The sequence below is a fragment of the Enterobacter asburiae genome (assembly GCA_011754535.1).
In the GTDB taxonomy this organism is placed as follows: Bacteria; Pseudomonadota; Gammaproteobacteria; order Enterobacterales; family Enterobacteriaceae; genus Enterobacter; species Enterobacter cloacae_N.
In genome coordinates this window covers 71,610-94,660 of record JAAQVN010000002.1, presented here as the reverse complement: position 1 = coordinate 94,660, position 23,051 = coordinate 71,610, and the positions used below count along the sequence as shown (strand labels likewise).

Below are 23,051 nucleotides of genomic sequence, written 5' to 3'. Positions count from 1 at the left end.
CTACATAGTTTTCACATGCAAAGATGAGTAATTCTGGATTTTTAATATCAATGATGTCGCAGTATCTCTTGACTTAAGGGCAATACCGATTTTATTGGAGGATTGGGGTAAGGGGATACGGTTTGTCAAAATCCGGAGCTCTGTCGCGATAACGGCGCTGATGAAGGCGCGGCAGGAAAAACGACTGGAGCGCCAACTGCAGCAACTAAGTTATGTACGTGTACGTGTACGTGTACGGTCCGGGGACATGGTGAACACTTTTTAACATCCTTTACCCATGGTGATCGACTTTTTCTTCAGGTCGATCACCCCCACTTTCGTGCTGTACCACCACACTTCATAGCAGCCGTCATCCTGCGTCTCCCTCAGCCCGACCCGTTCTCCCCTGAACGCCTTGCCTGCGCTCAGACTGACACCCTGTATGCTCAGCTTTCCGCTGACATCCACTTTCCTGACCTTCACCCCTTCATCGTATTCAGGTGGCGTGCTGCCGCTGTACTGCCGGGCAGACGGCTGATAACGCGAGGCCGGTACCGCCATATCCAGCGCCTCGTGCGGGCGTTCAAGGTTGTACACCGTGCGCCAGTGATCGAAAGCGCGCTGCAGCTCTCCGCTGTCCGCGAACCATTTTCCCTGCAGCACTTCCGCCTTCAGGCTGCGGTGAAAACGCTCCAGCTTGCCCTGCGTCTGCGGATGATAAGGCCGGGAGTGCCCCACCCGGATACCGTGGCGCATCAGCCACAGCTCCAGCGCCGTCCAGGTGCCGGTGGTGTCGCCCCACGGTGAGCCGTTGTCCATCGTCATCCTGTCCGGCAGGCCGTAGCGTTCAAACGCGCTGACCAGCTGCTGCTGCACGGTCTCGCGCCGTTCATCGGTACAGTGCGCCAGGCACAGGGAAAAACGGGAGTGGTCGTCCAGCAGGGTGAGCGGATGGCAGCGGCCACCGCCAAAGGAAAAGTGGCCCTTAAAATCCATCTGCCAGAGCCGGTTCGGCGCGTCATGTTCGAAGCGTCCCGTAGCCGGAACGCCCGGTGATGCGCCCGGCAGCAGGCCGTGACGGGCCATCAGATTATGGACGGTGCTGAAGGCAGGCATACGGTGCCCCTGGTCTTCAAGCCAGCGCTTAATCTTGCGGGCGCCCCAGCGTTGATGACGGCCATGCGCCATGCGCAGCAGGGCCGTGATGTCGTCAGATGAGCGGTTCGGGGAATGATGAGGTGCGCGGGAGCGGTCCTGAAGACCGGAGGCACCTTCCTCAGCCCAGCGCTGAAGCCACTTGTAGCCGGTGGCAGGAGAAATGCCGAACTGACGGCAGAGGAAACGGATGTTCGCCCCGTCCTGCGAGGCGAACAGTACAAACTCGGTACGTAATGACATGGTATCTCTCGCATCCCAGGGCATAAGTGACTCCATAAACGGGTTCTTATGCCTCAGTTGTAAGTGTCTACCATGTCCCCGGACTGTACAATACGCGAGAGAGGAGGCAGAACGGCAGCCCGTTTGCTGACCGTGGTATGGCCGGGTACGGCAAGAGGGAGAACCATCAGCCTGAAAACCGACAGCATCAGGCATTCGGCCTGTCGGAGGGGGATGCGGTAAGCGGCACGTATCGTCGGGCAGGCCTGAATGGCGAGGTCAGAATAACGAGGCTGGCCTCCGGGAAACTCGCGGGGAGTAGCCTTCCACTCGGCAATGACGTCAGGAGAGATCCAGAGGGTCAGATAGCCACGTTGCCTGAGACCGTTTTCGTATTGAGACCAGTTGGTGACGGTGAATCTGGCTTTGAGTATATGATGGCGCTTTCCGGCGTTATATTTGTGTGGCATGAGTCTGTATCCTGAAAATTCATGACCGCTATGCTATAATTGTGGTGTATCCATGCACCAAAGTCGCATGCCTCCCATCCTGCAAGCATTTACTACTGATTTTTCAAGAAATAAGAGTATCCAGTTTGAGCAAAAAGTCCATCTTAGCCAAACCTGTTGTGCGCTGCCTCAGCGCTGATTAATAAAGTTCAGCACTCGCTCATCAAGATCAAAATATTCTGGAATGTATCTGCTGTGCTAGTAAGAGCAGACCAGTAATGAGGGTTCTTGGTTATAAAACCGACTGACGTGTTTTCAGAAGCTTGCACTCCATCACAATGGGAAAAGAAAAGGTCAGCAGTAATTACTCTGCTGACCAAATGATTATTTCGCGCAATAAACTCTTGCTTCACGAGGGGTATAGATACCGAATGTAATAAATCCAAGTAATCCATTTACAAAAGTCTGCTGAACTTCAGTACGAACAACTTTATCGGCACCACCGCAAATCTGAGCAGCATCAATTTGCTTAGATTGACCAATGCCGCTGACGAAGAAATGATGTGTCGTGACTTGCTGAGGTACGAACGTCGCTGCTTTGTTTACTGAGAATGATTGTTGGGCACAGCCAGAAACAGCCGCAGCAACAAGTGCTATCATAATAAATTTTTTCATAAATAACCTTATGTTGGTTTGATTCGCAAAAATTATGACATGAATCATTAACGTATACATATCAGACTAGTAGTCTAGCTTATGATGTGTCAGTGCGCATGGTCATCCATATCGTCTTGCGCCAGCCTATAACATTCTGCCCATGGGATTCGCGCCTTAGTCAGGTGGTGAGATCGTGAATACGCTTTGTCCGGCATCGCTACTTGATGCGGTAGAGGGTGAGATCTGGCATAAAGGATCCAATCCTCAAGCCATGGAGACATCAGGATGCATGTGACTATGTCAGATAAAGAACTCAGCCGGATCAACGTCATTCAATCAGTTATCGAAAGCTGCATGTTCTTTCGTTACTTCACGATAATTGTCGGTCTTCAGGCTGATGGATCTCCCTCTTGCTGTACCCGCCCATACCACAGTCTCTTGGAGAAACAAGTTTTAGCCGGTAGCAGATTGGAGTATTTTACTCTACATTTTCCGGCCTCATGTAGAAGATGCTTACTACTTACTTAACATGAGTTTTCGTTCCACTGAGCGTCAGACCCCAACGTAGTCTGGTTCCGTTACTCAACCCGCCACTTAACAGAAACAGACGGCTTTCCATTGGCACCAGTTTTTACCCAGATTGTATTGCGGTACTGGGAAGCAAGAGGTGTGACAATGTCACCGGACGCTTTCTCTCCCAACTGAACATCCGGGATGGTCTTATTAACCTGCCGGGCAATATCCATCACCGCCATGAAACGGTCCTTCTCCCGGGTGGTAAAAATATACTCCTGCGTTTTTTCTCCCTCCCGGGTAACGGTGAAGTGGATGGTCTTCTTACTGAAATCATCTCCTTCCTCGCTGACAAATGCCTGCTGAGCATCAAAGGAGTTCAGGGACCAGACAGATGCCGGAGCTTCCTGCAGCAGGTCGACGCTCAGTGAAACATGATATCCTTCTGACACTTTATTTTCCGCCAGCCACAGCCAGTTCTGGTACTGACTTGCCTCCGGTTTACCCGGGACGATGTTATCCCCTTTCTGCTGTTTTACGCCGGCCTTCAGCATGCCTCCCTGACGATTAATAGCTTCGCTGACCAGCATAGGCCAGCGGAACGGGTCCAGCAGCATTGGGTCTGAACCGTCAATATCGAGATATCCCGACGCTGTATCAACGCGATTGTTGTCTTTATCATACACTTCCCAGCTAATACGATGAGGATGCTTACGCTCCCTTTCCGGGATGAGTTTTCCGTCAATTTGTTGTAGTGCAATTAACGACTTTGTTGTTTCCTTATCTTCGATCTGAACCAAATATATCTGGTTTTTTATCGTCAGGATGATTGTATTGTGATTGAGTTGCATCCTGGTGTTATTGTCAAACAAGTCTTTCAGACTATCGTCGTTTTCACCTGACTTACCGTGATTAACTTCTTCTGGTGCAACCCAGAACGCTTCATCTATGGTGTGACCATCGCGACTGATTTTTATTATTTTAATGTTCCGGCTATTGCGGTCCCAGTACGCCCGATAGAAAGCATTTGACGCAGGATGCGAAAATGCCGGTAAATTTTTACCGTTAAATATCATACCGGGAAAGTTGCCTTCATCGAGATCGAAATGAAACGCTTGTTGCAATTGTCTGGTGGGACTTAAGGTGAAAGTGAAAATATTTTTTTCCCCTGAAGCGATGACTTCATTATCGTTATGAGTAATCGAGTACAATCCCGCAGCATCACTGGTATAAATCTTTTCAGAAAAGGTGCAAAAATCAGCCGCAAAAGGAGTAAATAACTTACAGGCTGATATTTGGACGAAAGCTGGTAAGTCGGTTCGACTGTATAGCAACCCCTGGCTGGTATCATAATCATACTGGCTCGTTTGTGTGGTTAAGCCACCTGGCCGCAACATTATCCCGTTTTCATTATCCTCATTTCCGTTGATACTCTCTCGGTTCAGGAGTCCCTGTGAATTCAATTTAAAATATTCCGCATAGTAAATTGCTTCTAATGGATTAAAACTGCTTAGAGCCAATACGTGTGGGCCCTTTTTAGCAGAATCAGCATTGATAAAAAGCCCTAAAGAGGAGACAGATATATCAGGTCTGGAATGAGAGAAAAGCATGAGTGGAGTGGATAAGGAATTTTCGTGCTGAAGTACAAGATCTCCCGTGAACAATTTTCCTTTTGCTTTTCGATACTGGCCACCACTTTCCTCTTCAACTGTACTGGCTCTCAGGTAAAGTTTTTTATTAATGCCATCCAGAGCTATTGCTAAAACCTTATATAGTTTTTCAATATCTTCAGGTTCGGTCTGAAAAATCAGATGGGCCGTGGTTGAATGCTCATCGGCCTGAATCTGCCAGACGTGTAGCCGGGTTTCGATATTACCATCAGATTTTGAGATATTTACCGGAGCGCTAAGCCAAAGCAGCCCCTGCATGAACTGAAAATCATAACTTTTCATCCAGTCAGGAAAACACCCTTGCCCAGACTGACTTCGAATGTAGGCCCCAGTATCGATCTGCACATAGTGTAAGCGACTGCTATTATCGTTACTGAAAGCCTGCACAAACAGAGCACCATTGCCATTAACGTCACATTTCGCCCTTAACGCATAGTTATTGCCATTATCTCCAGAGAGCAGCTTAATAACCGGACTATTCTTTACCTCATCATCAGAAAAGCTGAGAGACTGCGATTGCACCGTAGGTACAGCGACCAAAGAAATAAAGACTGTTGCACGCAAAACAGGCATTTTACGTTTCATAAGAGAACCTTAAAAATCAAACGTCAAATTTAGATGGTTAGCAAAGGGACGCGCACGGTTTTTATGATATTTTACTGATATTTATGAGATCAGTCCGAGATGCTGAAAGTAAACCACGGTGAAGATGCAAGGTACAGATCGACATGTCTGGCAATATGTCGATAAAAGCGTCCATAGTAAGCGACCCAGCCTCGTAACATGTACCATTGTCTCCAGCGATATCGGTGTTTTGTGGCTCAAATCCCATCCCCGTACTGTCTGACGGATTGACCCGGCAGCTCTGGCACTATTGCTGGCAGGAAATTTACCGAAAGTTCTCCCTCTTTCGAGTCCGACTTTCTTGGCCCAATGGAAGCAAAGCTGCAATATGACGGCATTCAGCCCCCCTGAAACGGGCGTTACTCTCCCTGCCGGGAGAGCAACGCAGGGCATTTAATTTCCTGTCTGACAAAAGACTGCAGGCGTACAGCCCGTCACTTCGACATCACCATCACTGGCAACCCACAGCCGGTTACGGTACTGGCTGGCCAGCGGACTGACTGTCTGGCCACCATCAGCAGACACCTCCCCGAGCTTAATCACATCAGACTGCGCGTTTACTTTCCGGGCCACGTCCATCGCCCATGTGAAACGGTTCTTTGTATTCAGCCCGTCAACTTCAAGCGGAGACCTGGCTCCACTTTTTTTACTGAACAGCTCAAACACCATTTTTTCAGGCAGCACCGACTGTTCGCCGGTGACCAGGCTGGCCGGCAGTGCGCTGTCATCACGGTTGTTGAGACGCCATTTGTCGTCAGTTGCCTCAGACGGAAGGAATGCCAGCCGGACAGTGGCTCCCTGCCATTTTTCGCCTTCAGGCAGCCAGAAATGGTTGCGGTACGAACTGGCCAGTGGCGTAATGACCCCGTTTTCCATTTCTCCGGCTTTCAGTGCTCCGCCGCTGCGGTTAATGGCTTCCGCCAGGCGTAACGGCCAGGCAGTGATGCCCAGCATGTCCGGGTCAGCGGCAGGCAGTGTCAGGGCGCCGGAATCCAGGGAGGTACCGTCCGGGGTGTTCACCTGCCAGGTGATATGCCGGTGACTGTGAAGCGGTGTACCCTGCTCTTCCGGCAGGGTACCGCTGATGGCCAGCCCGGTGTCTGCATACTCTCCACTGGCTATGCCCAGCGGGAGGATATGGAGAGTATCTTTTATAAACAGAAATAGTTTATTGTTAATAACATTAAAAAACTGAGGGAAATAATCACCTGTATTAAAGGTAGAAATAATATTCGTTTCTTTCGTTTCAGGAGAAAATGACCAGACGGTAAAGCTACGATCTCTGCCATTTTCAGTCTCTTTTAGCGAATAGGAATAACTGTAACCCTGCCCGGTATTTTTATCAAAAACAGCAGGAGATACTGCATAGGGGGCAGCGTCTACGTTTTCTGACGGGAAGGGGATAAACGTTTTCTGAATACTCGATTTCGGGTCGAAAACCAGAATTCCGGCACCTTCAGTTTTTGATACACCATCTACATAAATTGCCCCATCGGAACCAGGGACTAATTTCTTGTAACCGTCCCCTTCATCAAATAAAGAATGAGGATATGGCATTTGCCATAGCAGCTTATCGGGGGAAGAAGTAAATGGCTGAATTTTAGCCATAGTTAATAGATTGCCGTATCTCGTTCCATAAATGTCACCATAATTATCTATCCCAGGAGCAAACCCATCAATAAAATGAGGCGTCTCATCAATAACTCTTCTTTCTGGCAAGGATACAATATCCGCTTTTTGTTCATCAATAAGGTAAATCATGGTGTTGTCAGGGCTGATAATACTGCCTCGCGATGCAAGACGAAAATCATTTTCCCATGAGACTGTGTTATTATCGAGATTAATCTCTGTAATACTTGTGCTGTGACGATCCATAGACCAGGTAGCATAAGAGCTTACGTACAGTTTCGTTATGTCCTTTCCTAAAAAAACCTTATCAAAATGAATATCATCCTTCTTAAACACAACAGCGTTTTTATTTTTCTTGAATTTCACACGATAAACATAGCCTGCAGAACTATAACCATTTCCGCCTCCATGATATATCACCCAGTTAACAGGTATAAACAGGTCTTCTTCCTTGCCGGGAATAATTTTTGAACTACAACTCACCTCACCTCCATCCGGACTTTCTATCGTGCCCTCATGGATTAATGTGAAATTTTGTTGCAATACTTTATAAAGCAGAGTTTGTTTATTTTTATAATTATAACCTGTTGCATAAAGATCACCATCTGATACGAGTTTAACGCCACAGACAACATCCATGCCTAATTTTATATCTTCTTTTTTTTGCAAGTCAGCAAAAGAGGAAGATGATAGCCCAAAGTAAGCCAGTGCAATTAACAATAAATTTAAATGTAACTGTTTTTTTTTCATTTATTTAGCTCGTATGTAATAACTTGATAAGTCACTGCGGATTGTATAAAAGTCACAACAAAGATTTCGTTCCAGATTACACAGAAATGACAAAGTGACGCTAATGATATATTTATGATTTTATGCTAATGAAATTGATTGCCCCTCAGCAAAAAGGAGGTGATACGTAGCACCACATCCGGATTTTTTCCACAGTGCCTGCTGTCAGTGGCAGGCAAGGGGAGGTTGCATCCTTGTCCAGCAGGACTTTCCGGTGGTGCTTCATTAAAAAACAATTCAGACCTGTTTTCCGGCAACCCGCCACTGTTAATGCTGCAGGGCGCCATCATGAGTATGGCCAGAGGATATATTAATATCAGGCAAAATTCAGATTTCAGGGGGGGGGTGTAGTTTAAGATCAACCTCAATTAATACAAGGGGTAATTTATGGTCGTTAAAAATAATAGATGTTATCACAGATTAATAATGACAGGACTTGGCTTTATATTATGTGCTTCCGCATTTGCGGAACAGGAAATTGTTCATGCTGAAAAAGCCTGGGAGACAACGCTGGATACCATTACGGACCGTTTACTCCCGGCACCGGATGGCGGTATTTATGCTATTGGCGGCCTAGATTGTCGTCCTTCGGAGTTTGATAGTGATAAAAAAAACCGTTGTGGTATCCACGGGCATACCGTCAGTAAAGCGGGTCAGGTAAGCCAGTGGGGAGCATATGGCTCCTGGGGACTCAACGCGGCGGGTATTGTTTTAACCGGGGATGGCAGATTACTGTTCCCGGTTATTCGTTATACTGATGATAATACTGGTTACATTGCGCTTTATCAGGCATATCCGGGAAATAAATTTCAGCCAGAGAATATTTTCAGCAGCCCAATATTATCCAGGGAACAGCTCCTGGAATTTAAAATCGGAAAAATGAATGTGGTGTACAGCAAAGATTTTACCCGCGCATACCTCTCCATTCCCGATTCGTCAGGGCAGGTTACAGTGGTTGCGCTGGACCTGAATAACAAAACAGACAATGTGCTCTGGCAGGCCCGGCTCTCAATTCCGGAGGGTTTTGGCAGACATGATAATCTGCTCCTCAGCGAGGAAGAGGGAAAGTTGCTCCACCATACGTCAGGGGCTGTGGCTATTCTGGATACCAGGGATGGTAATGTTATTCGTTCTGACAATAACCAATCCGTTGCTGGAGAAATTACACCCGCCTCACTGCTGGCAATGCCACAGGGCTGTGTTTTCCGCTGGAATGTGGACGAAAATGGTATTGGGGTTCTGGATAAAATGACGCCTTTCTCCGATACCATTATTGATGCTGGTTTTCCATCGGTCAGCTTCCCTGCAAATACAAGTGACACATCAATTAAGTTCTGGGGCGGGCTGACATCCGACCCACAAAAAAAACTGTTTTATCAGATGCTGACACAAAAAGTTGTGGCTTATAACCGGGATACCGGCAAGGTAAAATTTGAAATAACGCCAGAAAAAGCGGATTTTCATTTTTTTAATCTTGGAAATGCTGGGGACATCACTTTCGACTCTGCTACCGGCTGGGGATATTTTGCTTACCATAATACAAAAATTGGGTATGGAACATGGGAGGAAGGTGTAATCGGTTTTTCGTCCAAAGGGCAACGAAAAAAAATAGTTTTCCCTGATTCTGGTATTCGTCATGTTATTGGAAATAGTTTGTTAGCAGAATTCAGTCTCCCGCCTCTAATTCATGACGGTGTAATGTATACGTTTTATTCGGACACGCTCTCTGCCTGGCCGCTGGACACAGCCAGTGGAGAGTATGCAGACACCGGGCTGGCCATCAGCGGTACCCTGCCGGAAGAGCAGGGTACACCGCTTCACAGTCACCGGCATATCACCTGGCAGGTGAACACCCCGGACGGTACCTCCCTGGATTCCGGCGCCCTGACACTGCCTGCCGCTGACCCGGACATGCTGGGCATCACTGCCTGGCCGTTACGCCTGGCGGAAGCCATTAACCGCAGCGGCGGAGCACTGAAAGCCGGAGAAATGGAAAACGGGGTCATTACGCCACTGGCCAGTTCGTACCGCAACCATTTCTGGCTGCCTGAAGGCGAAAAATGGCAGGGAGCCACTGTCCGGCTGGCATTCCTTCCGTCTGAGGCAACTGACGACAAATGGCGTCTCAACAACCGTGATGACAGCGCACTGCCGGCCAGCCTGGTCACCGGCGAACAGTCGGTGCTGCCTGAAAAAATGGTGTTTGAGCTGTTCAGTAAAAAAAGTGGAGCCAGGTCTCCGCTTGAAGTTGACGGGCTGAATACAAAGAACCGTTTCACATGGGCGATGGACGTGGCCCGGAAAGTAAACGCGCAGTCTGATGTGATTAAGCTCGGGGAGGTGTCTGCTGATGGTGGCCAGACAGTCAGTCCGCTGGCCAGCCAGTACCGTAACCGGCTGTGGGTTGCCAGTGATGGTGATGTCGAAGTGACGGGCTGTACGCCTGCAGTCTTTTGTCAGACAGGAAATTAAATGCCCTGCGTTGCTCTCCCGGCAGGGAGAGTAACGCCCGTTTCAGGGGGCTGAATGCCGTCATATTGCAGCTTCACCCCTATTGGGCCAGCAGGCGACTAAAAATCGTGGCATAAAAGTGAACCCCAATCAAAAGAGATATAATAAATGAGAAATAAATCAATTTATAATTTACTTATTTCATGCGGCTGCTTGTCGGCTATCAGAGTAATTTTGCCTGGCGATATATTTCGCATCCATGATTTAAATTTTCACATCTTAACAAGAATGTTAGGTCTTACTGTTTGCGGGGGGGTGTGAAATTTATTTTCACTCTATTCCGGCCTCGGACAGCTCATTTCTTAAATGCTTGCTAAATAGGATTGCGTTATGAAACTTAAAGAAGTTGTATTTTCCTCAACCATGATTAGTTTTACCCCATACATTTCATATGCCGGAGAATACATTGTATCTGAATGTAACGCTGAAACCCATCATTGCGAAAAAGCTATCCCGGTAATCAAAAAATGGCCAAATTTTAAGGGAACGCCTTTCGCCACAAAGATAGATGGTGGTTATGTGGAATATGCACCTGACGGAGAACCTTTAGGTACTACATTGTATAGCAAAAAAAACCTAGCCAGGCTGAGTCCAAAAGGGAATTACAACTTATTATTCAGTAACTTCTATAAAGAATTTTCATCACCGGAATTCCTTCATGAAGGAGCCGATGCTGTTTTTGCAACTGGTATTACAACCCCGTTTGAAGGAGGGCCCTGGGGGTATATAAAAAATGATATTTTTTCTTTTTATTCAGGAATGCCCACCCCGGGAATATACGACTGGACAGTCCCGGAAAAACTGGCAGATAAATACCCTGTGCTTGCTGGAACCTCTTTTTCTGAAAAGATTACTGCTGCTGTTTCTGTCACTGACGCTGAAACAATGAAGACACAACTGATATTGTTTAGCGGAAGCCAGACAGCAACGCTGGATTTAGAGGATGAAGCACTGGTTAGCAAACCTGAATATATCAGTCAGACATGGTCCGGGTTATGGTCATCATGCATGGGAGTTCATGGTGCATTCCCTGGTGTAAATAAAAATAGCATTTACCTTTTAACCTATAATTCATCAATTAAAACTGAACATTGTCAGGTTTTCGCTCAATGGGGGGATGATTTATCTAAAGAAGAGTTCTTAAAGAGAACAGGAGCAACCTCTTCTGAAGGAAATGTATTTATCGATATGCCAGATGATAAATTTTCATCCCTGTTCACGTCACCGGGACGGCATGAAGTATCATTGAAAGCTGGTAAATCGACAGCTGTCATAACCCTTCATATACTAAAGGGATCATTACCTGGATAACACATTAATGGAGGGGCCACGCTGGCACGACGCGGTCAGCGTGCTGTAGCGCCAGTACATGCTTATGCCGGATAAAGTGTATACCAACGATATCCCTGTGGGTTCTGTCGAAAAAACAAAGGTAAAGTGATTCTATTGAACGATAACTCCATATTAAGGTTGAAAAATGCTCAGCTTCAAAGGCCGTCACTTCCCCAGAGATCTCATTCTGATGGCCGTACGGTGGAAGCTCGCCTATCCGCTTAGTTATCGTGACATTGAAGAGCTACTGGAGGAATGCGGGGCTGATGTCGACCATTCCACCGTGCAAAAATGGGGCGTCCATTATGCCCCTCAGCTTGAGCAAATCTTCAGAAAAAGGAAGAAACCCGTGGGGCGGAGCTGGAAGAAGGATGAAACCTATATCAAAGTGAATGGCAAGTGGGTTTACCTTTATCGGGCCGTGGATAATGACGGTGCCACGATTGATTTTATGTTGTCAGAAACCCGTGACCGCCCAGCCGTACTGAGTTTTTTCGAAAGAGCCATCGGTTCCAGTAGGTTCCCGGAGAAAGTCAATTTTGATAAATCAGGCGTGAACACCGCCGCACTGGAGCGTATCAATAACCTGCTGTTTTTCTATGGACTCTGGCCTTTGTTGATTGAGGTGAGGCGGATAAAATATCTGAACAACCTGGTGGAACAGGATCATCGGAGTATTAAACGCATCACGAAGTCCACGCTCGGGTTTAAATCATTTGGCTCAGCAGAAGCGACGATTGCGGGAATTGAGTTGCATAGAATGCTTAAAAACGCCAGATGGAAAACGCCGGAATACCCAGCCTGGAAACAGTTTTATTCGTTAGCAGCCTGATAACGTCCAGAATAAGGCTGCTTCCGATTTTGTAGAATATTTTCGACAGAGCCCGACGTCCTGCGGGAACCATCCATCACTCAGATAAAGGCTCGCAGTATGTGTCGCTGGCGTACACGCAGCGGCTTAAGGACGTAGAACTGCTGGCATCAACGGGCAGCACGGGCGACTCATACGACAACGCAATGGCAGAGAGCATCAACGGCCTTTATAAAGCGGAGGTGATACACCGTAAGAGCTGGAAAAACCGCACCGAAGTAGAGCTGGCGACGCTGGCGTGGGTGGACTGGTACAACAATCGCCGGCTGCTGGAAAGGCTGGGGCATGTCCCACCGGCAGAAGCCGAACAGGCATATTATGCTTCCATCGGGAATAAGGATCTGGCAGCCTGAGTTCCCAACTAAAATACTCTCCTGGAAAACCGGGGCGGTTCAGTAGTGCAGGTTACAGACCGATCATGAAAGTGGTTATCCCGGGCGCATAAAACGGTCGTTTGTTGGGCTGTTTTTAATACGTCAGCGACTGTCCATCTCCATTGATTGAAATGTGGAGACAGACAGCCACATGAGGATTAATTATTTTTCCAGTTGGTGGAAACCGGATTAATCACTGTGTTTTTTTCTTGAGTATAAGTGCCGTTCTGTTGGGTAATGGCTTCGCCAGTATCAACAATCGCGTTCTGAATAAACACGTTTTGTTTTTCTCCCTGAACGAAGGTTAACTGATGAAAGGCAGTTTTATTGCCCCAGTCGCTGGAAGGTAGCGAAATGAAACGCACTGTGAAGGTTTCATCATCGAATTTGCCTTGCATGGAGTAAACACCATAGTGGTTTTCACCCTGCGAAATGATTTTATAGACGCCGTTATCATAATAATAAATTTCGGCATCGGGGAACGGTTTTCTGTCGTACATTTTACGGTAATGCAGCACCTGCTTAATGGTGGGCTGACCGAAGCTGACGGTCAGATTTTGACTGTCCGCTGAGGTCGTGCGCCCTTCAGCGTGAGCACTGCTAATGAGCATCAACAGACTTGCGGTTGCCGTTGTGATTACTTTCACTTCAATTCTCCTTGTCTGATTCTGTAGGTGATTTGAGTCAAGTTTCTGAAAATACTCCACAAATTTTCGCGATTGCAAGTTTCTATATGGGTGCCGCATGCATAAAGGACAGGCAGAAGGCGTTAGTGCATAGACAGAATTTCCTTTACCTACCAGCAATTCAGGCAGAGCGAGGGCCGATGAGCATTTTGTAACATGCCATCATCGTTTCCGCCAGTGCCTGTTTCCTGTACCCAACAGCCCTCTGCCAGTCATGGTGCCTTATTACTTACAATAAATTTAAAACTCGTTCCGACTTGCCCTTCAAAAGTCAAAGGGTCTCTTAAGAAAGAGTATTCATGAGGCGATAAAAAATAACTAGTTAACTTCACATCTGGTGTATCTGTGTTTCTGATAACGTATTTACTTATTTCCAGAACAGGCCTGATATCGTTAGCGACTGTTAAGTGTTGTGTGGAAAAAGCAATACATTCAATATCGTCGTCGCTTTGATAAATCATATAGCTCTCAATGCACCGACGGCCTGTCACAACTAGTTTTTTTGCCTCTTTTTGAGTCAGCAGACAAAGATGAGGTTCAAACGTAAATGAAACATCGCATCCAGTCATCAACGCCAGCTTAAGTTTTTCGTATGTCATATTGATACCACGAGTGTCAACAACGGGTAAAAAGTGATGCACTTACCGTCACCACCAACGGTTTAATATTGATCCACCTTGTTTACTCAGGATTAGCTTCCGCTATAACCCCTGCATTTCGTTTCTGCTTCAGCCGATAGTTCTCTCCTTTTATCTGGACTACGTGTGAGTGATGTAAGATCCCGTCCAGCATCGCCGATGTCAGGGCTGCATCCCCGACGAACGTCTGGTCCCACTGCCCGAACGGTAGGTTAGAGGTCAGGATCATCGTGTTCTTCTCGTAACGTTTGGCGATGACCTAGAATAACAGCCTGGCTTCCTCCTGACCGAACGGCAGATAGCCTATTTCGTCGATGAAGAGCAGTTTTGGGGCCATTACACCGCGATTGAGTGTCGTTTTGTAACGCCCCTGACGCTGGGAAGTTGACAGCCGTAACAGCAGGTCCGCTGCTGTTGTGAAGCGAACCTTGATGCCGACCCGTACTGCTTCGTAACCCATGGCTATCGCCAGATGTGTTTTTCCCACACCCGAGGGGCCCAGTAACACGATGTTTTCGTTACGTTCGATGAAGCTGTCAGTGAACTCGATGTACAGCATTCTGCTGTATCCCAGAACGGCAACGAACACATGAAGCGGTGATTTGCCGTTTCGCATGGTCCCCCAGTCAACCTGCATCTGCCGCCCGGGCTCGGTTCCGAAGCGAACGACCGGTTCTGCCTGTGCTGGCAGGGTCTGTTTGCGGATGAACTCTCTCAGGATAGTCATCCCTACACAATAGCCCAGCTCCATGATTTCCCGGGCAATTACGGTCGCTGGGATTTTGTAGAGATGCGCATCGCTGATCCGTTACAACCTAGTGGAGCAGGACCATCGGGGCATTAAGCGTATCACGAAGTCCACGCTCGGGTTTAAATCATTCGAATCTGCGGAAGCGACGATTGCGGGAATTGAGGTGCATCGAATGCTTAAAAAAGGATAGATGGAAGACGCAGGAGATACCCCGGCCTGGAAACAGTTTTATTCGTTAGCAGCCTGACTACGTCCAGAGTAAGGCCCTCCTTCGATTTTGTAGAATATTTTCGACAGAGCCAAGATTATTGCCTAGCTGTGCCCGGGTATAGTAAGTTGGCGTGGATTCGGATCCCCCGAAAATAGTGTCCATTGCCCCCTCCATTTTTCAATTGCGAGGGGACTTTTTTCTAAAAATATTTTTCTGCATCTATACTGCCAGAATACTCTTTCCGGAAATCTGATTATGCACGAAAAAAAACAGCCATTATCGTCGGTAACTCTGGCCGCTATTGGCGTCGTGTATGGTGATATAGGCACCAGTCCGCTGTATACCCTGCGTGAGTGTCTGACCAGCGAAAAAGGGATTTCCCTGAGCCACAGCGCTATCTATGGTTTTCTGTCGCTTATCTTCTGGCTGCTGGTACTGGTGGTATCAATAAAGTATATCTGCGTTGTTATGCGTGCCGACAACGATGGCGAAGGCGGTATTCTGACACTGATGTCACTGGCGGTACGGAAGCTGGACAAACGATGGATACCGGCAAGCATATTTCTTGGCCTAGTCGGTGGTAGCTTCTTCTATGGGGATGGGGTGATCACCCCGGCAATTTCGGTACTTTCTGCTATTGAAGGGCTGGAGATCATTGCCCCATCACTGGATCACATGATTATTCCGCTGGCGCTTATTGTGCTGACGGCCCTGTTTGCCATTCAGAAACATGGCACCGGCAGTGTCGGCAAACTGTTTGCGCCGGTGATGGTACTCTGGTTTCTTACGCTTGCATTACTGGGAATTGGGGGGATACTGCGTCATCCGCAGATCCTGCAGGCGATGAACCCTTACTGGGCCGTGAATTTCTTTTTCGAATACAAAGCAGTATCGTTTTTTGCACTGGGTATGGCCGTTCTGTCAATAACTGGCGCGGAAGCGTTGTACGCCGATATGGGGCATTTTGGTAAAACACCGATCCGGATTGCCTGGTTTACATTAGTGGGACCTTCCCTGGTGCTGAATTATTTTGGACAGGGGGCGCTGTTGCTTGTTGACCCGGCTGCGATAGATAATCCGTTCTTCCTGCTGGCTCCACAATGGGCGCTTATCCCTTTATTGTTAATTGCTACCCTGGCGACGGTGATCGCCTCTCAGGCGGTGATTTCCGGCGTATTTTCACTGACCCGTCAGGCGGTTCGCCTGGGGTATCTTCCTCCCATACGAATTATCTATACTTCAGATCAGGAATCCGGCCAGATTTATATCCCGACAGTGAACTGGCTGCTCTACGCAGCCGTGCTGATTGTTATCATCAGTTTTAAGCATTCCAGCCATTTGGCCTCTGCCTACGGAATTGTCGTCACGGGGACCATGGCGTTGACATCAATATTGCTGAGCATTGTGGCGGTAAAAAACTGGGGCTGGTCTCAACACTGGGGGGGCATCATGTTGCTGGCCATGCTGGTGATCGATATTCCCCTGTTTGGTGCCAATCTGATAAAGCTGGTATCCGGTGGCTGGCTTCCGGTAGCGCTGGGACTCATTATTCTGTTGCTTATGCTGACCTGGAAGTCAGAACGTTCGCGGCTTATCCATCGTCTGCGTGATAACCAGGAAGGATTCACTGCGTTAATAAACTCGCTGGAAACAACACCACAGCAGCGCGTATCCGGTACTGCTGTGTTGATGGAACGTACGCCTTATGCCTTACCACTGGTGTTATTACACAATCTTAAGCACAATAAGGTACTGCATGAACGTATTGTAATGCTTACTGTCGCGACCGCTGATGCCCCGTATGTACACAATGTAAAACGTGTCTCCATTGAGCAGCTATCTCCGAGTTTCTGGCGGGTGGTTGCCCGCTATGGCTGGCGTGAAACTCCGGATATGACGGACATTCTTTACCGATGTGGCGTAGAAGGTCTGAGTTTTAGCATGAGTGAAACGTCATTTTTCCTGTCTCGCGATACGCTGGTCCTGGGCAAGCGTACCTGGTATCTGCGAATACGAGGTAGAATATTCCAGGCCCTTCAGCGCAATTCATTGCGTGCTCCGGAACTGTTCCGTATACCCCCTAACCGGGTCATTGAACTGGGCGCTCAGATAGAATTCTGACTGGCGACTGTCAGTTGCCCCTGCCATTATCGGGAGTTTCCGGGCAGTTTTCGCATATCATTACTTCGGACCCAGAGTGAGGACAAACTCAGCGCAACAGGTTGCCATGCCGGATAAGCCGGTAATCAGTATGCGGGGAGCTACGGCCATAAATAACAGTGGAGGAGTGATGCTGGCTCCAAAAATTCTAATACTGACCGGGCTGTTTTTACCTTCTTTTATTCTTGCTGTCCACACTGAACCACCCCGGCCCCCCTAGAGACTAAACTCCCTGAGAGAGAGAGGTAACAGGATGACTAAAACCACACGTTTTTCTCCGGGGGGCCGTCAGTGGGCTGTCCGTATGGTTTGGAAGGCCAGAACGACTATGACTCACAATGGCCCCCAAAATCGGCTGTACGCCGGAGACCCAGCGTATCTGGCTTCGTCAGCATGAGCGAGATACCGGTGGCGGTGATGGCGGACTCACCACCACTGAACGCCAGCGACTGAAGGAGCTGGAACGCGAAAATCGCGAGCTGCGCCGCAGCAACGATATCCTGCGCTAGGCTTCCACTTATTTTGCGAAGGCGGAGTTCGACCGTCTGTAGAAAAAATAGCGCCCCTGGTGGATGCCCTGCACGACGAACACGGGGTCGGATCGGTATGCCACGAGCTGGATATCGGCCCGTCGGTACGTAGCGTATCAGTGGAAAGCTGACGCCAGAGCTGCTGTAGATGCTTATCCGGGAAATGCAGGGAGAATGCCAGTGATATCTCTCCCAACGGGCTCACGCATCTGGCTGATTGCCGGCGTGACGGACATGCGCAACGGCTTCAATGGTCTTGCTTCCAGGGGGCAGAACACGTTACGGGATGACCCGTTCAGCGGGCATCTGTTCATCTTCCGGGGACGTCGCGGCGACATGATAAAGGTGCTGTGGGCCGACCGGGACGGCCTGTGCCTGTTTACCAAACGGCTGGAACAGGGGCGTTTCGTCTGGCCGGTGACCCGCGACGGTAAAGTCCACCTGACGCCGGCGCAGCTGTCCATGCTGCTGGAAGGCATTAACTGGAAGCATCCGCAGCGGACGGAACGACCTGGAATACGCATATAACCTGCTGTAAAGTAGGGTTATGGATACCTCATACCCTGATGAAAACGCCCGGCTCAGAGCACTGCTGCTGGAGCAGCAGGTCACCATCCGCAAAATGGCGGAGTATAATCGTCTGCGCTCACATCCTCATTTATCCATGAGAATCAGGCAATGAAAGCAAACAAAATAGCAGCATTAATGTTACAACTTACATTGACTTTATTTCAACAGTACACGCTTCAGCCCCTCAGCCTGTATTCAGCCCGGAGCAGGTAGCCCATATTGGCGAAATAGCTGCAGACTATCTGGTGCCCAATCCGGAGATTCTGGTGAAGGTCTGTAATAAGCTGCAGGAACAGCAGCAGGCACGTAAGCAAAAGATGTTTGCACTCAGTGTGATGGAGAAATGGGCCGGCCTACTGCATTATCAGGACACACCGGCTTACGGGCCTGAAAATGCAAAGGTCGCGGTGATCGAGTGCGTATTCTGCAGCCGCTTCGCACCGGAGCTGGGAACGTTATGAAAGCGCAGCCGGACGTCCGGTACGTGTTCAAGGAGTGGCCAATCTTTAGTGGTCGCTGGGAAGCTTTATTTCAGGCGGATCTGCGGGGCTTACGGTCTGGAAAAAGAAAGGGCCGCAGGCCTATGTAACTTACTGCAATGCCCGGCCACAATGAGAGCAAACTCACAGCTTAAGACATCCGGGAAGTTGCGGCAAAAGCCGGAATGACAACGCTAGCGCAGGAAGAAAATACCTCGCTCCTTGAGAAAAACAGTAACCTGGCAGAGGCTCTGGGACTCACTGGAACGCCGGAGATCATAGTCATGCCCGTTAGCGGAGCCACTCCTAACACAATCACGGTTTCCCGGAAGCCGTTATCGCTGACAGGCTTCAGACCGCAATCTGGTAAGCCACGTCCAGATAGAGGATTTCAATTTTCTGTTTGCTGTGCCAGCCACATATGCAACCAACTTTTTTTAGCATATAGTTAAGTTCAGTAGTAAAATGCAGCGCCTCGTCGAGAGATGATGATTATGGAGCCCGTTGTGAAATTTAAAATCCAGCACTTGCAGGCCGCAGTGGCACTGGTTCTTGCCAGTTTCCAGCCGCAACCCAAAGCGGTTGCGTGTCAGCCTACGATTGTTGAACGGGTTTACGAAATGGGCTCCAGAGTCAACAAAACTGATATCAGCGAGCTCACCGTTGCTCTTAATGACGTAGCTGAAGAGTTACGCTCAAGTCGCATCGAGCTGGCCCGGTATGCAGACAGCGATTTCTCTGGCGCTATCAAAGTCGCCAGCGACATCAGAAATCATACTATCCATGTTGCAGGTATCGCAGAGTCCTTTGTTCTGATGTTGCCGGAAAAAAACATCGTTCAGTCATATGACAGGAATTCTGTTGAGTTTGCGTTCTTTAAGGCCATTAAAATGGTCAGTCTTGCGACCAAAAACTACCTTAGCTTGATTGATCAAATCACACGAACCACAGAAGTGCGTGACTCTGGAATCAACCTCTCGGCCATGAATCACCTGCTGGATTCAGGCAACAGGGCCGCGGCTAAATGGCGTTAACGGCTGAGTACAGTCATGTCACGTGGGATACGTTTTTCCAGCCCACGTTTGCCGCTTACCCTGAGCTGGAGAGCCAGTTACAAGCAGAGTTCATCACGTATAAATCAACTGGCGCACCGTCGAATCTTCTTGGAAGGGACGTCCCTTTTGATTTCCCGCCATTCGCTGTCGATGCTAACGTCCAGCATATTCACGTTAACCTGCATTTCCAGCTAACCTGGAGTGCCAGACAAGAGAATTACAACCGTACCTCAGATCACTATCTCATTTACACAGAACACATGTGGGATAGCGGACGCTTTCTGCTGATGGGGCTTATAACACCGGCTCATGAACGTATGCCGGCGAGAGATTCCCGGTTACTCAGCTACTTTTCTGAAGTTGCAGAAGATTTTCACGCTTCATAACCCTCAAAATCACATCTGGTAACCGGCGAAAGAACAAAAAGGACCGGCCATCCCGCATATCCAAACCACCCCGGTTCAGAAGGGGAAGCAGGATAACCGGCAGACCTACTTTAACGAAAGTTCCGCTTTAACACCATTTCAGAAAATCGCGCAGCCTGCGAGCAACTTCGCACACCATTTTGTAAACATATCATCTTGAAATGTTATTAAGTTTATATCAGATCCAGACGGTCACGGGCCGAGCGCAGGCGCGCTTCGCCGCGGCGATCGTACTGCTGGGTGGTGGTGACGCTGGCATGACCCATCGCATCCTTTACCGTGATTAAATCCTCGCCGTTATCCAGCATGGCTGTGGCAAAGGTTCGCCTTAAATCGTGCGGCGCGCATTTCACAATGCCCGCCTGACGCTGACGCACCTGCAGGACATGGTACACCGCCTGGTCGGTCAGCCGGGCATTTGTCAGGGTGTCAAAGCGCCGGATGCGGGTGAACAGCGGCCCGTCTTTTTCCCCCCGCACGTCATCGATCCACATCCTGAGCCGTTGCCAGGTGCCCGCCGGCATGTAGGCCAGCCGCTCCTTGTTTCCCTTGCCCAGCACCCGGAGCGCCTGCTCATGGGTGACAACGTCACTCAAATCCAGCCCTACGGCCTCCGAGCGACGCAGGCCACAGCCTAGAATGACGGCCAGCATAGCCGCATCGCGGATGCCGATACTTGAATCATCGGCCTCGCAGGCAGCAAACAGTGAACGGATCTCTTCCGGTGGCAGGGCCCGGCCGCGCGGAAGACGACTGCCGCGCAGGTTACGCACTGCCCGGATGTGCTGGAAGCTCTCGACGTCCATCAGTCGGAGCATCCAGGCTTCCTTCGCCACCCCCTTGAGTGCCGAAAGATAGGTGTTGACCGTGGCGGTGGCCCGGCCGGTGTCGCGCAGCAGCTCGGTCACGGCCATCACGTGATGGCGCCGCAGGCTGCCCCAGCTGCAGGACTCCAGGGATGCGGCGCCGAGCATGCCGGCAACGATGTTCAGGAACGAGGCCATGGTCTGCCGGCTGCGGGGGGAGTTGAGGGACAGCAGGTAGGCCCGGGCCGGGCTGACCGGAGCATTATCACCGGACAGGGCCGGCAGGAATTCCTCGCCGGGCGGAAGGACCGCCGGGGGGAGACTCAGCTCTGGTTCGTCGTCGGGCATCAGGATCATGTCGGGTTCCGTCCGGGCCGGAAAGCCTCCGGCGCGCTGCGTGAAAAATCGGGATGAAAGGTCCGTCAGAGCGTACCGCAGATAGTCTACTTTTTCAAAGATACATTTTAATTAATAGAGTTCAAAAATTTTACTACAGTTCTGGATTCTGTCCAGAATCACCAACTATTTTTCGTTAATTTTATGGCATTTATCATAAAAGTATTCTATATACAATAGAATATAGAAGTAGTAGCCTGTCTACCACATATCAAGGAAATTATTTATTTGAACAATATAAGGCAATGGATAACTAAAAAGAGAGGTGAGTTTTATGTTTTCATAGTTTAGTAATTTTAGCAAATTAAACAAGGCAAAGTATGATGTTTATTTTTATAGATGCCTAGTTGTTTATGATGATATTTATTAGCTGGCTGCAATTTCTGCCCACAACTCCTTCTGAAACAAAAGGAATAGACATGAAAAAAATCTCTGTCCTGTTAGCAGTGCTGGCGCTTGGCGGTTGTAGCGCAGATAGTCTACAACCAGGTGCTGAGAAAGTAAGGTTGACCAATAACGAACCAGGAAAAGAATGTAAGTACTTAGGTGAAATTACAGGTAATCAAGGTAACTTTTTAACAGGCGAATGGACCTCAAATAGTAACCTTGAAACTGGTGCTAGAAATGATCTAAAAAACCAAGCTGCAGGAATGGGAGGGAATGTAGTTTCCTTACTTACACAGCGTGCAGGGCAGACAGGGAGTATATACGATAGTTCAGGATCATTGGCGCAAACAAATGTCACACTAACTGGTAATGTTTATAAATGCCCCGAATAAATTGTATCGTTAATCGAATTATTTGTGTTCAGGTTTTGGCTGGTCTGCCGCTCCAAATTGGAGCGGCACAGTAGATTCCTAATCCATATAAAATACGAAGTTCGATAACAATGTAAGAATGAAATTTCAGGAACAGCCACATGGTTTACTATCCTATCGGCTGTGGCACAGGCTGAACGCAGAAGGATTCTGGAGCGCACGAAAAAAGGCCGACAGGAGGCGAAACTAAAAATCATAATGTTTGGCGCAACGGATATTTCCCGTCATCTCATAATTGTCCGTTCCACGGTTTATAATTCTTTTTTTAATTAAAAATTATTTCAGTTTATCATACTCCTGATTTAAGTAAAATGAATTGGGTTTAAAGATAATAAATGTGCAGTTAAGTACCTAAGAGCATTACTAATAATAATGGAGGATAGCAGATTTGGCAAATAACTCATTAAAACCAGCGATAATTTGGGGGTTGGTCAGTTTATTATTACTTAATAGAACATTCCCGTCCGATGTGACATTGTGGTGGAGTGTTTTAACTCAATGGAATATTCCTGCCTGGCAACTAATGGTAACGTGGGCAACAAGCATAATACCATCACTAATACCACTAATTTTCTTGATTATATCCTGAACTGTCATCATTGATATTTACCATTGTTTAGCTTTGGGAGCCGTAGTTTTAGTTAACTGAATGAGGTGTGCCCTTTCAATCTTTATATCTACTGTGGTAGTTTGAGAAACAAAGTCCGCTCCCGGGTTTGTGATGCCTTAAAGCCATGGTGAATGTTACCTG

At 48.3% G+C, this 23,051-nt stretch carries 17 protein-coding genes, 6 pseudogenes and 1 other annotated feature; of the genes and pseudogenes, 13 read left to right on the top strand and 10 right to left on the bottom strand.

Annotated features, from left to right (window positions below; all coding sequences use genetic code 11):
- Positions 1-261: 261 nt before the first annotated feature.
- From HBM95_23410 to HBM95_23390, 5 genes are all read right to left on the bottom strand, one after another.
- Positions 262-1,413 (bottom strand): IS481 family transposase, encoded by a 1,152-nt coding sequence (locus tag HBM95_23410; GenBank protein NIH45823.1) that lies wholly within the window; start codon positions 1,411-1,413, stop codon positions 262-264.
- 17 nt (positions 1,414-1,430) lie between these two features.
- Complete coding sequence (locus tag HBM95_23405) at positions 1,431-1,826, bottom strand: hypothetical protein (GenBank protein ID NIH45822.1); 396 nt, start codon at positions 1,824-1,826, stop codon at positions 1,431-1,433.
- Positions 1,827-2,189: 363 nt separating this feature from the next.
- On the bottom strand, positions 2,190-2,480 hold the full coding sequence (locus HBM95_23400) for a lipoprotein bor (GenBank protein NIH45821.1): 291 nt from the start codon (positions 2,478-2,480) through the stop codon (positions 2,190-2,192).
- Positions 2,481-3,040: 560 nt separating this feature from the next.
- Positions 3,041-5,230 carry a hypothetical protein gene (locus HBM95_23395; protein NIH45820.1) on the bottom strand — a complete coding sequence of 730 codons (2,190 nt, stop codon included), beginning with the start codon at positions 5,228-5,230 and terminating at the stop codon, positions 3,041-3,043.
- 432 nt (positions 5,231-5,662) lie between these two features.
- The gene (locus HBM95_23390) at positions 5,663-7,648 is read right to left on the bottom strand and encodes a hypothetical protein (GenBank protein ID NIH45819.1); all 1,986 of its coding nucleotides are present in this window, start codon (positions 7,646-7,648) and stop codon (positions 5,663-5,665) included.
- Positions 7,649-8,074: 426 nt separating this feature from the next.
- On the opposite strand from HBM95_23390, the gene HBM95_23385 reads away from it, so the two are divergent.
- The 4 genes and pseudogenes from HBM95_23385 to HBM95_23370 all read left to right on the top strand — a co-directional run bounded on the left by HBM95_23385 (position 8,075) and on the right by HBM95_23370 (position 12,754).
- Positions 8,075-10,159: a hypothetical protein gene (locus HBM95_23385; protein NIH45818.1), complete on the top strand. Its 2,085-nt coding sequence runs from the start codon at positions 8,075-8,077 to the stop codon at positions 10,157-10,159.
- Between the two features lie 369 nt (positions 10,160-10,528).
- Positions 10,529-11,509, top strand: a complete 981-nt coding sequence (locus tag HBM95_23380; protein NIH45817.1) for a hypothetical protein — start codon at positions 10,529-10,531, stop codon at positions 11,507-11,509.
- 166 nt (positions 11,510-11,675) lie between these two features.
- Positions 11,676-12,362, top strand: coding sequence for an IS6 family transposase (locus HBM95_23375; GenBank protein ID NIH45816.1), 687 nt, complete (start codon positions 11,676-11,678; stop codon positions 12,360-12,362).
- A 50-nt stretch (positions 12,363-12,412) separates the two neighbouring features.
- Positions 12,413-12,754, top strand: a pseudogene (locus HBM95_23370) (transposase).
- A gap of 179 nt (positions 12,755-12,933) precedes the next feature.
- Here HBM95_23370 and HBM95_23365 read toward each other — a convergent pair.
- The 4 genes and pseudogenes from HBM95_23365 to HBM95_23350 form a co-directional block, all read right to left on the bottom strand.
- Positions 12,934-13,422, bottom strand: coding sequence for a hypothetical protein (locus tag HBM95_23365; protein ID NIH45815.1), 489 nt, complete (start codon positions 13,420-13,422; stop codon positions 12,934-12,936).
- A gap of 251 nt (positions 13,423-13,673) precedes the next feature.
- Positions 13,674-14,060: a hypothetical protein gene (locus HBM95_23360; protein NIH45814.1), complete on the bottom strand. Its 387-nt coding sequence runs from the start codon at positions 14,058-14,060 to the stop codon at positions 13,674-13,676.
- 82 nt (positions 14,061-14,142) lie between these two features.
- A pseudogene (locus HBM95_23355) lies at positions 14,143-14,559 on the bottom strand (ATP-binding protein).
- 72 nt (positions 14,560-14,631) lie between these two features.
- Positions 14,632-14,907: pseudogene (locus HBM95_23350) on the bottom strand (transposase).
- A gap of 10 nt (positions 14,908-14,917) precedes the next feature.
- Here HBM95_23350 and HBM95_23345 point away from each other — a divergent pair.
- From HBM95_23345 to HBM95_23315, 7 genes and pseudogenes are all read left to right on the top strand, one after another.
- Positions 14,918-15,040, top strand: a complete 123-nt coding sequence (locus tag HBM95_23345) for a DDE-type integrase/transposase/recombinase (protein NIH45813.1) — start codon at positions 14,918-14,920, stop codon at positions 15,038-15,040.
- A gap of 276 nt (positions 15,041-15,316) precedes the next feature.
- Positions 15,317-17,182, top strand: coding sequence for a low affinity potassium transporter Kup (gene kup, locus HBM95_23340; GenBank protein NIH45812.1), 1,866 nt, complete (start codon positions 15,317-15,319; stop codon positions 17,180-17,182).
- Positions 17,183-17,474: 292 nt separating this feature from the next.
- Positions 17,475-17,855 (top strand): annotated as a pseudogene (locus HBM95_23335) (IS3 family transposase).
- Positions 17,736-17,852 (top strand) — a sequence feature (AL1L pseudoknot). Its footprint overlaps the pseudogene before it by 117 nt.
- A gap of 76 nt (positions 17,856-17,931) precedes the next feature.
- Positions 17,932-18,279, top strand: a complete 348-nt coding sequence (gene tnpB, locus HBM95_23330) for an IS66 family insertion sequence element accessory protein TnpB (protein NIH45811.1) — start codon at positions 17,932-17,934, stop codon at positions 18,277-18,279.
- Between the two features lie 150 nt (positions 18,280-18,429).
- Positions 18,430-19,170: pseudogene (locus HBM95_23325) on the top strand (thioredoxin domain-containing protein).
- Between the two features lie 115 nt (positions 19,171-19,285).
- Complete coding sequence (locus HBM95_23320) at positions 19,286-19,834, top strand: hypothetical protein (protein ID NIH45810.1); 549 nt, start codon at positions 19,286-19,288, stop codon at positions 19,832-19,834.
- The gene (locus HBM95_23315; GenBank protein ID NIH45809.1) at positions 19,825-20,241 is read left to right on the top strand and encodes a hypothetical protein; all 417 of its coding nucleotides are present in this window, start codon (positions 19,825-19,827) and stop codon (positions 20,239-20,241) included. The genes HBM95_23320 and HBM95_23315 overlap by 10 nt, the downstream gene beginning before the upstream one ends.
- A gap of 212 nt (positions 20,242-20,453) precedes the next feature.
- On the opposite strand, the gene HBM95_23310 is transcribed toward HBM95_23315, so the two are convergent.
- Positions 20,454-21,443: a tyrosine-type recombinase/integrase gene (locus HBM95_23310; protein NIH45808.1), complete on the bottom strand. Its 990-nt coding sequence runs from the start codon at positions 21,441-21,443 to the stop codon at positions 20,454-20,456.
- Between the two features lie 458 nt (positions 21,444-21,901).
- On the opposite strand from HBM95_23310, the gene HBM95_23305 reads away from it, so the two are divergent.
- Both HBM95_23305 and HBM95_23300 read left to right on the top strand, forming a co-directional pair.
- Complete coding sequence (locus tag HBM95_23305) at positions 21,902-22,261, top strand: DUF4156 domain-containing protein (protein NIH45807.1); 360 nt, start codon at positions 21,902-21,904, stop codon at positions 22,259-22,261.
- Positions 22,262-22,408: 147 nt separating this feature from the next.
- A pseudogene (locus HBM95_23300) lies at positions 22,409-22,573 on the top strand (recombinase family protein).
- The last annotated feature ends 478 nt before the right edge of the window (positions 22,574-23,051 follow it).

Excerpts from the sequence above, each read along its gene's own strand:
- HBM95_23410 (NIH45823.1), bottom strand. The coding sequence starts at position 1,413 with ATGGAGTCACTTATGCCCTGGGATGCGAGAGATACCATGTCATTACGT.
- HBM95_23405 (NIH45822.1), bottom strand. The coding sequence starts at position 1,826 with ATGCCACACAAATATAACGCCGGAAAGCGCCATCATATACTCAAAGCC.
- HBM95_23400 (NIH45821.1), bottom strand. The coding sequence starts at position 2,480 with ATGAAAAAATTTATTATGATAGCACTTGTTGCTGCGGCTGTTTCTGGC.
- HBM95_23395 (NIH45820.1), bottom strand. The coding sequence starts at position 5,230 with ATGAAACGTAAAATGCCTGTTTTGCGTGCAACAGTCTTTATTTCTTTG.
- HBM95_23390 (NIH45819.1), bottom strand. The coding sequence starts at position 7,648 with ATGAAAAAAAAACAGTTACATTTAAATTTATTGTTAATTGCACTGGCT.
- HBM95_23385 (NIH45818.1), top strand. The coding sequence starts at position 8,075 with ATGGTCGTTAAAAATAATAGATGTTATCACAGATTAATAATGACAGGA.
- HBM95_23380 (NIH45817.1), top strand. The coding sequence starts at position 10,529 with ATGAAACTTAAAGAAGTTGTATTTTCCTCAACCATGATTAGTTTTACC.
- HBM95_23375 (NIH45816.1), top strand. The coding sequence starts at position 11,676 with ATGCTCAGCTTCAAAGGCCGTCACTTCCCCAGAGATCTCATTCTGATG.
- HBM95_23360 (NIH45814.1), bottom strand. The coding sequence starts at position 14,060 with ATGACATACGAAAAACTTAAGCTGGCGTTGATGACTGGATGCGATGTT.
- kup (NIH45812.1), top strand. The coding sequence starts at position 15,317 with ATGCACGAAAAAAAACAGCCATTATCGTCGGTAACTCTGGCCGCTATT.
- HBM95_23320 (NIH45810.1), top strand. The coding sequence starts at position 19,286 with ATGATGATTATGGAGCCCGTTGTGAAATTTAAAATCCAGCACTTGCAG.
- HBM95_23315 (NIH45809.1), top strand. The coding sequence starts at position 19,825 with ATGGCGTTAACGGCTGAGTACAGTCATGTCACGTGGGATACGTTTTTC.
- HBM95_23310 (NIH45808.1), bottom strand. The coding sequence starts at position 21,443 with ATGATCCTGATGCCCGACGACGAACCAGAGCTGAGTCTCCCCCCGGCG.
- HBM95_23305 (NIH45807.1), top strand. The coding sequence starts at position 21,902 with ATGAAAAAAATCTCTGTCCTGTTAGCAGTGCTGGCGCTTGGCGGTTGT.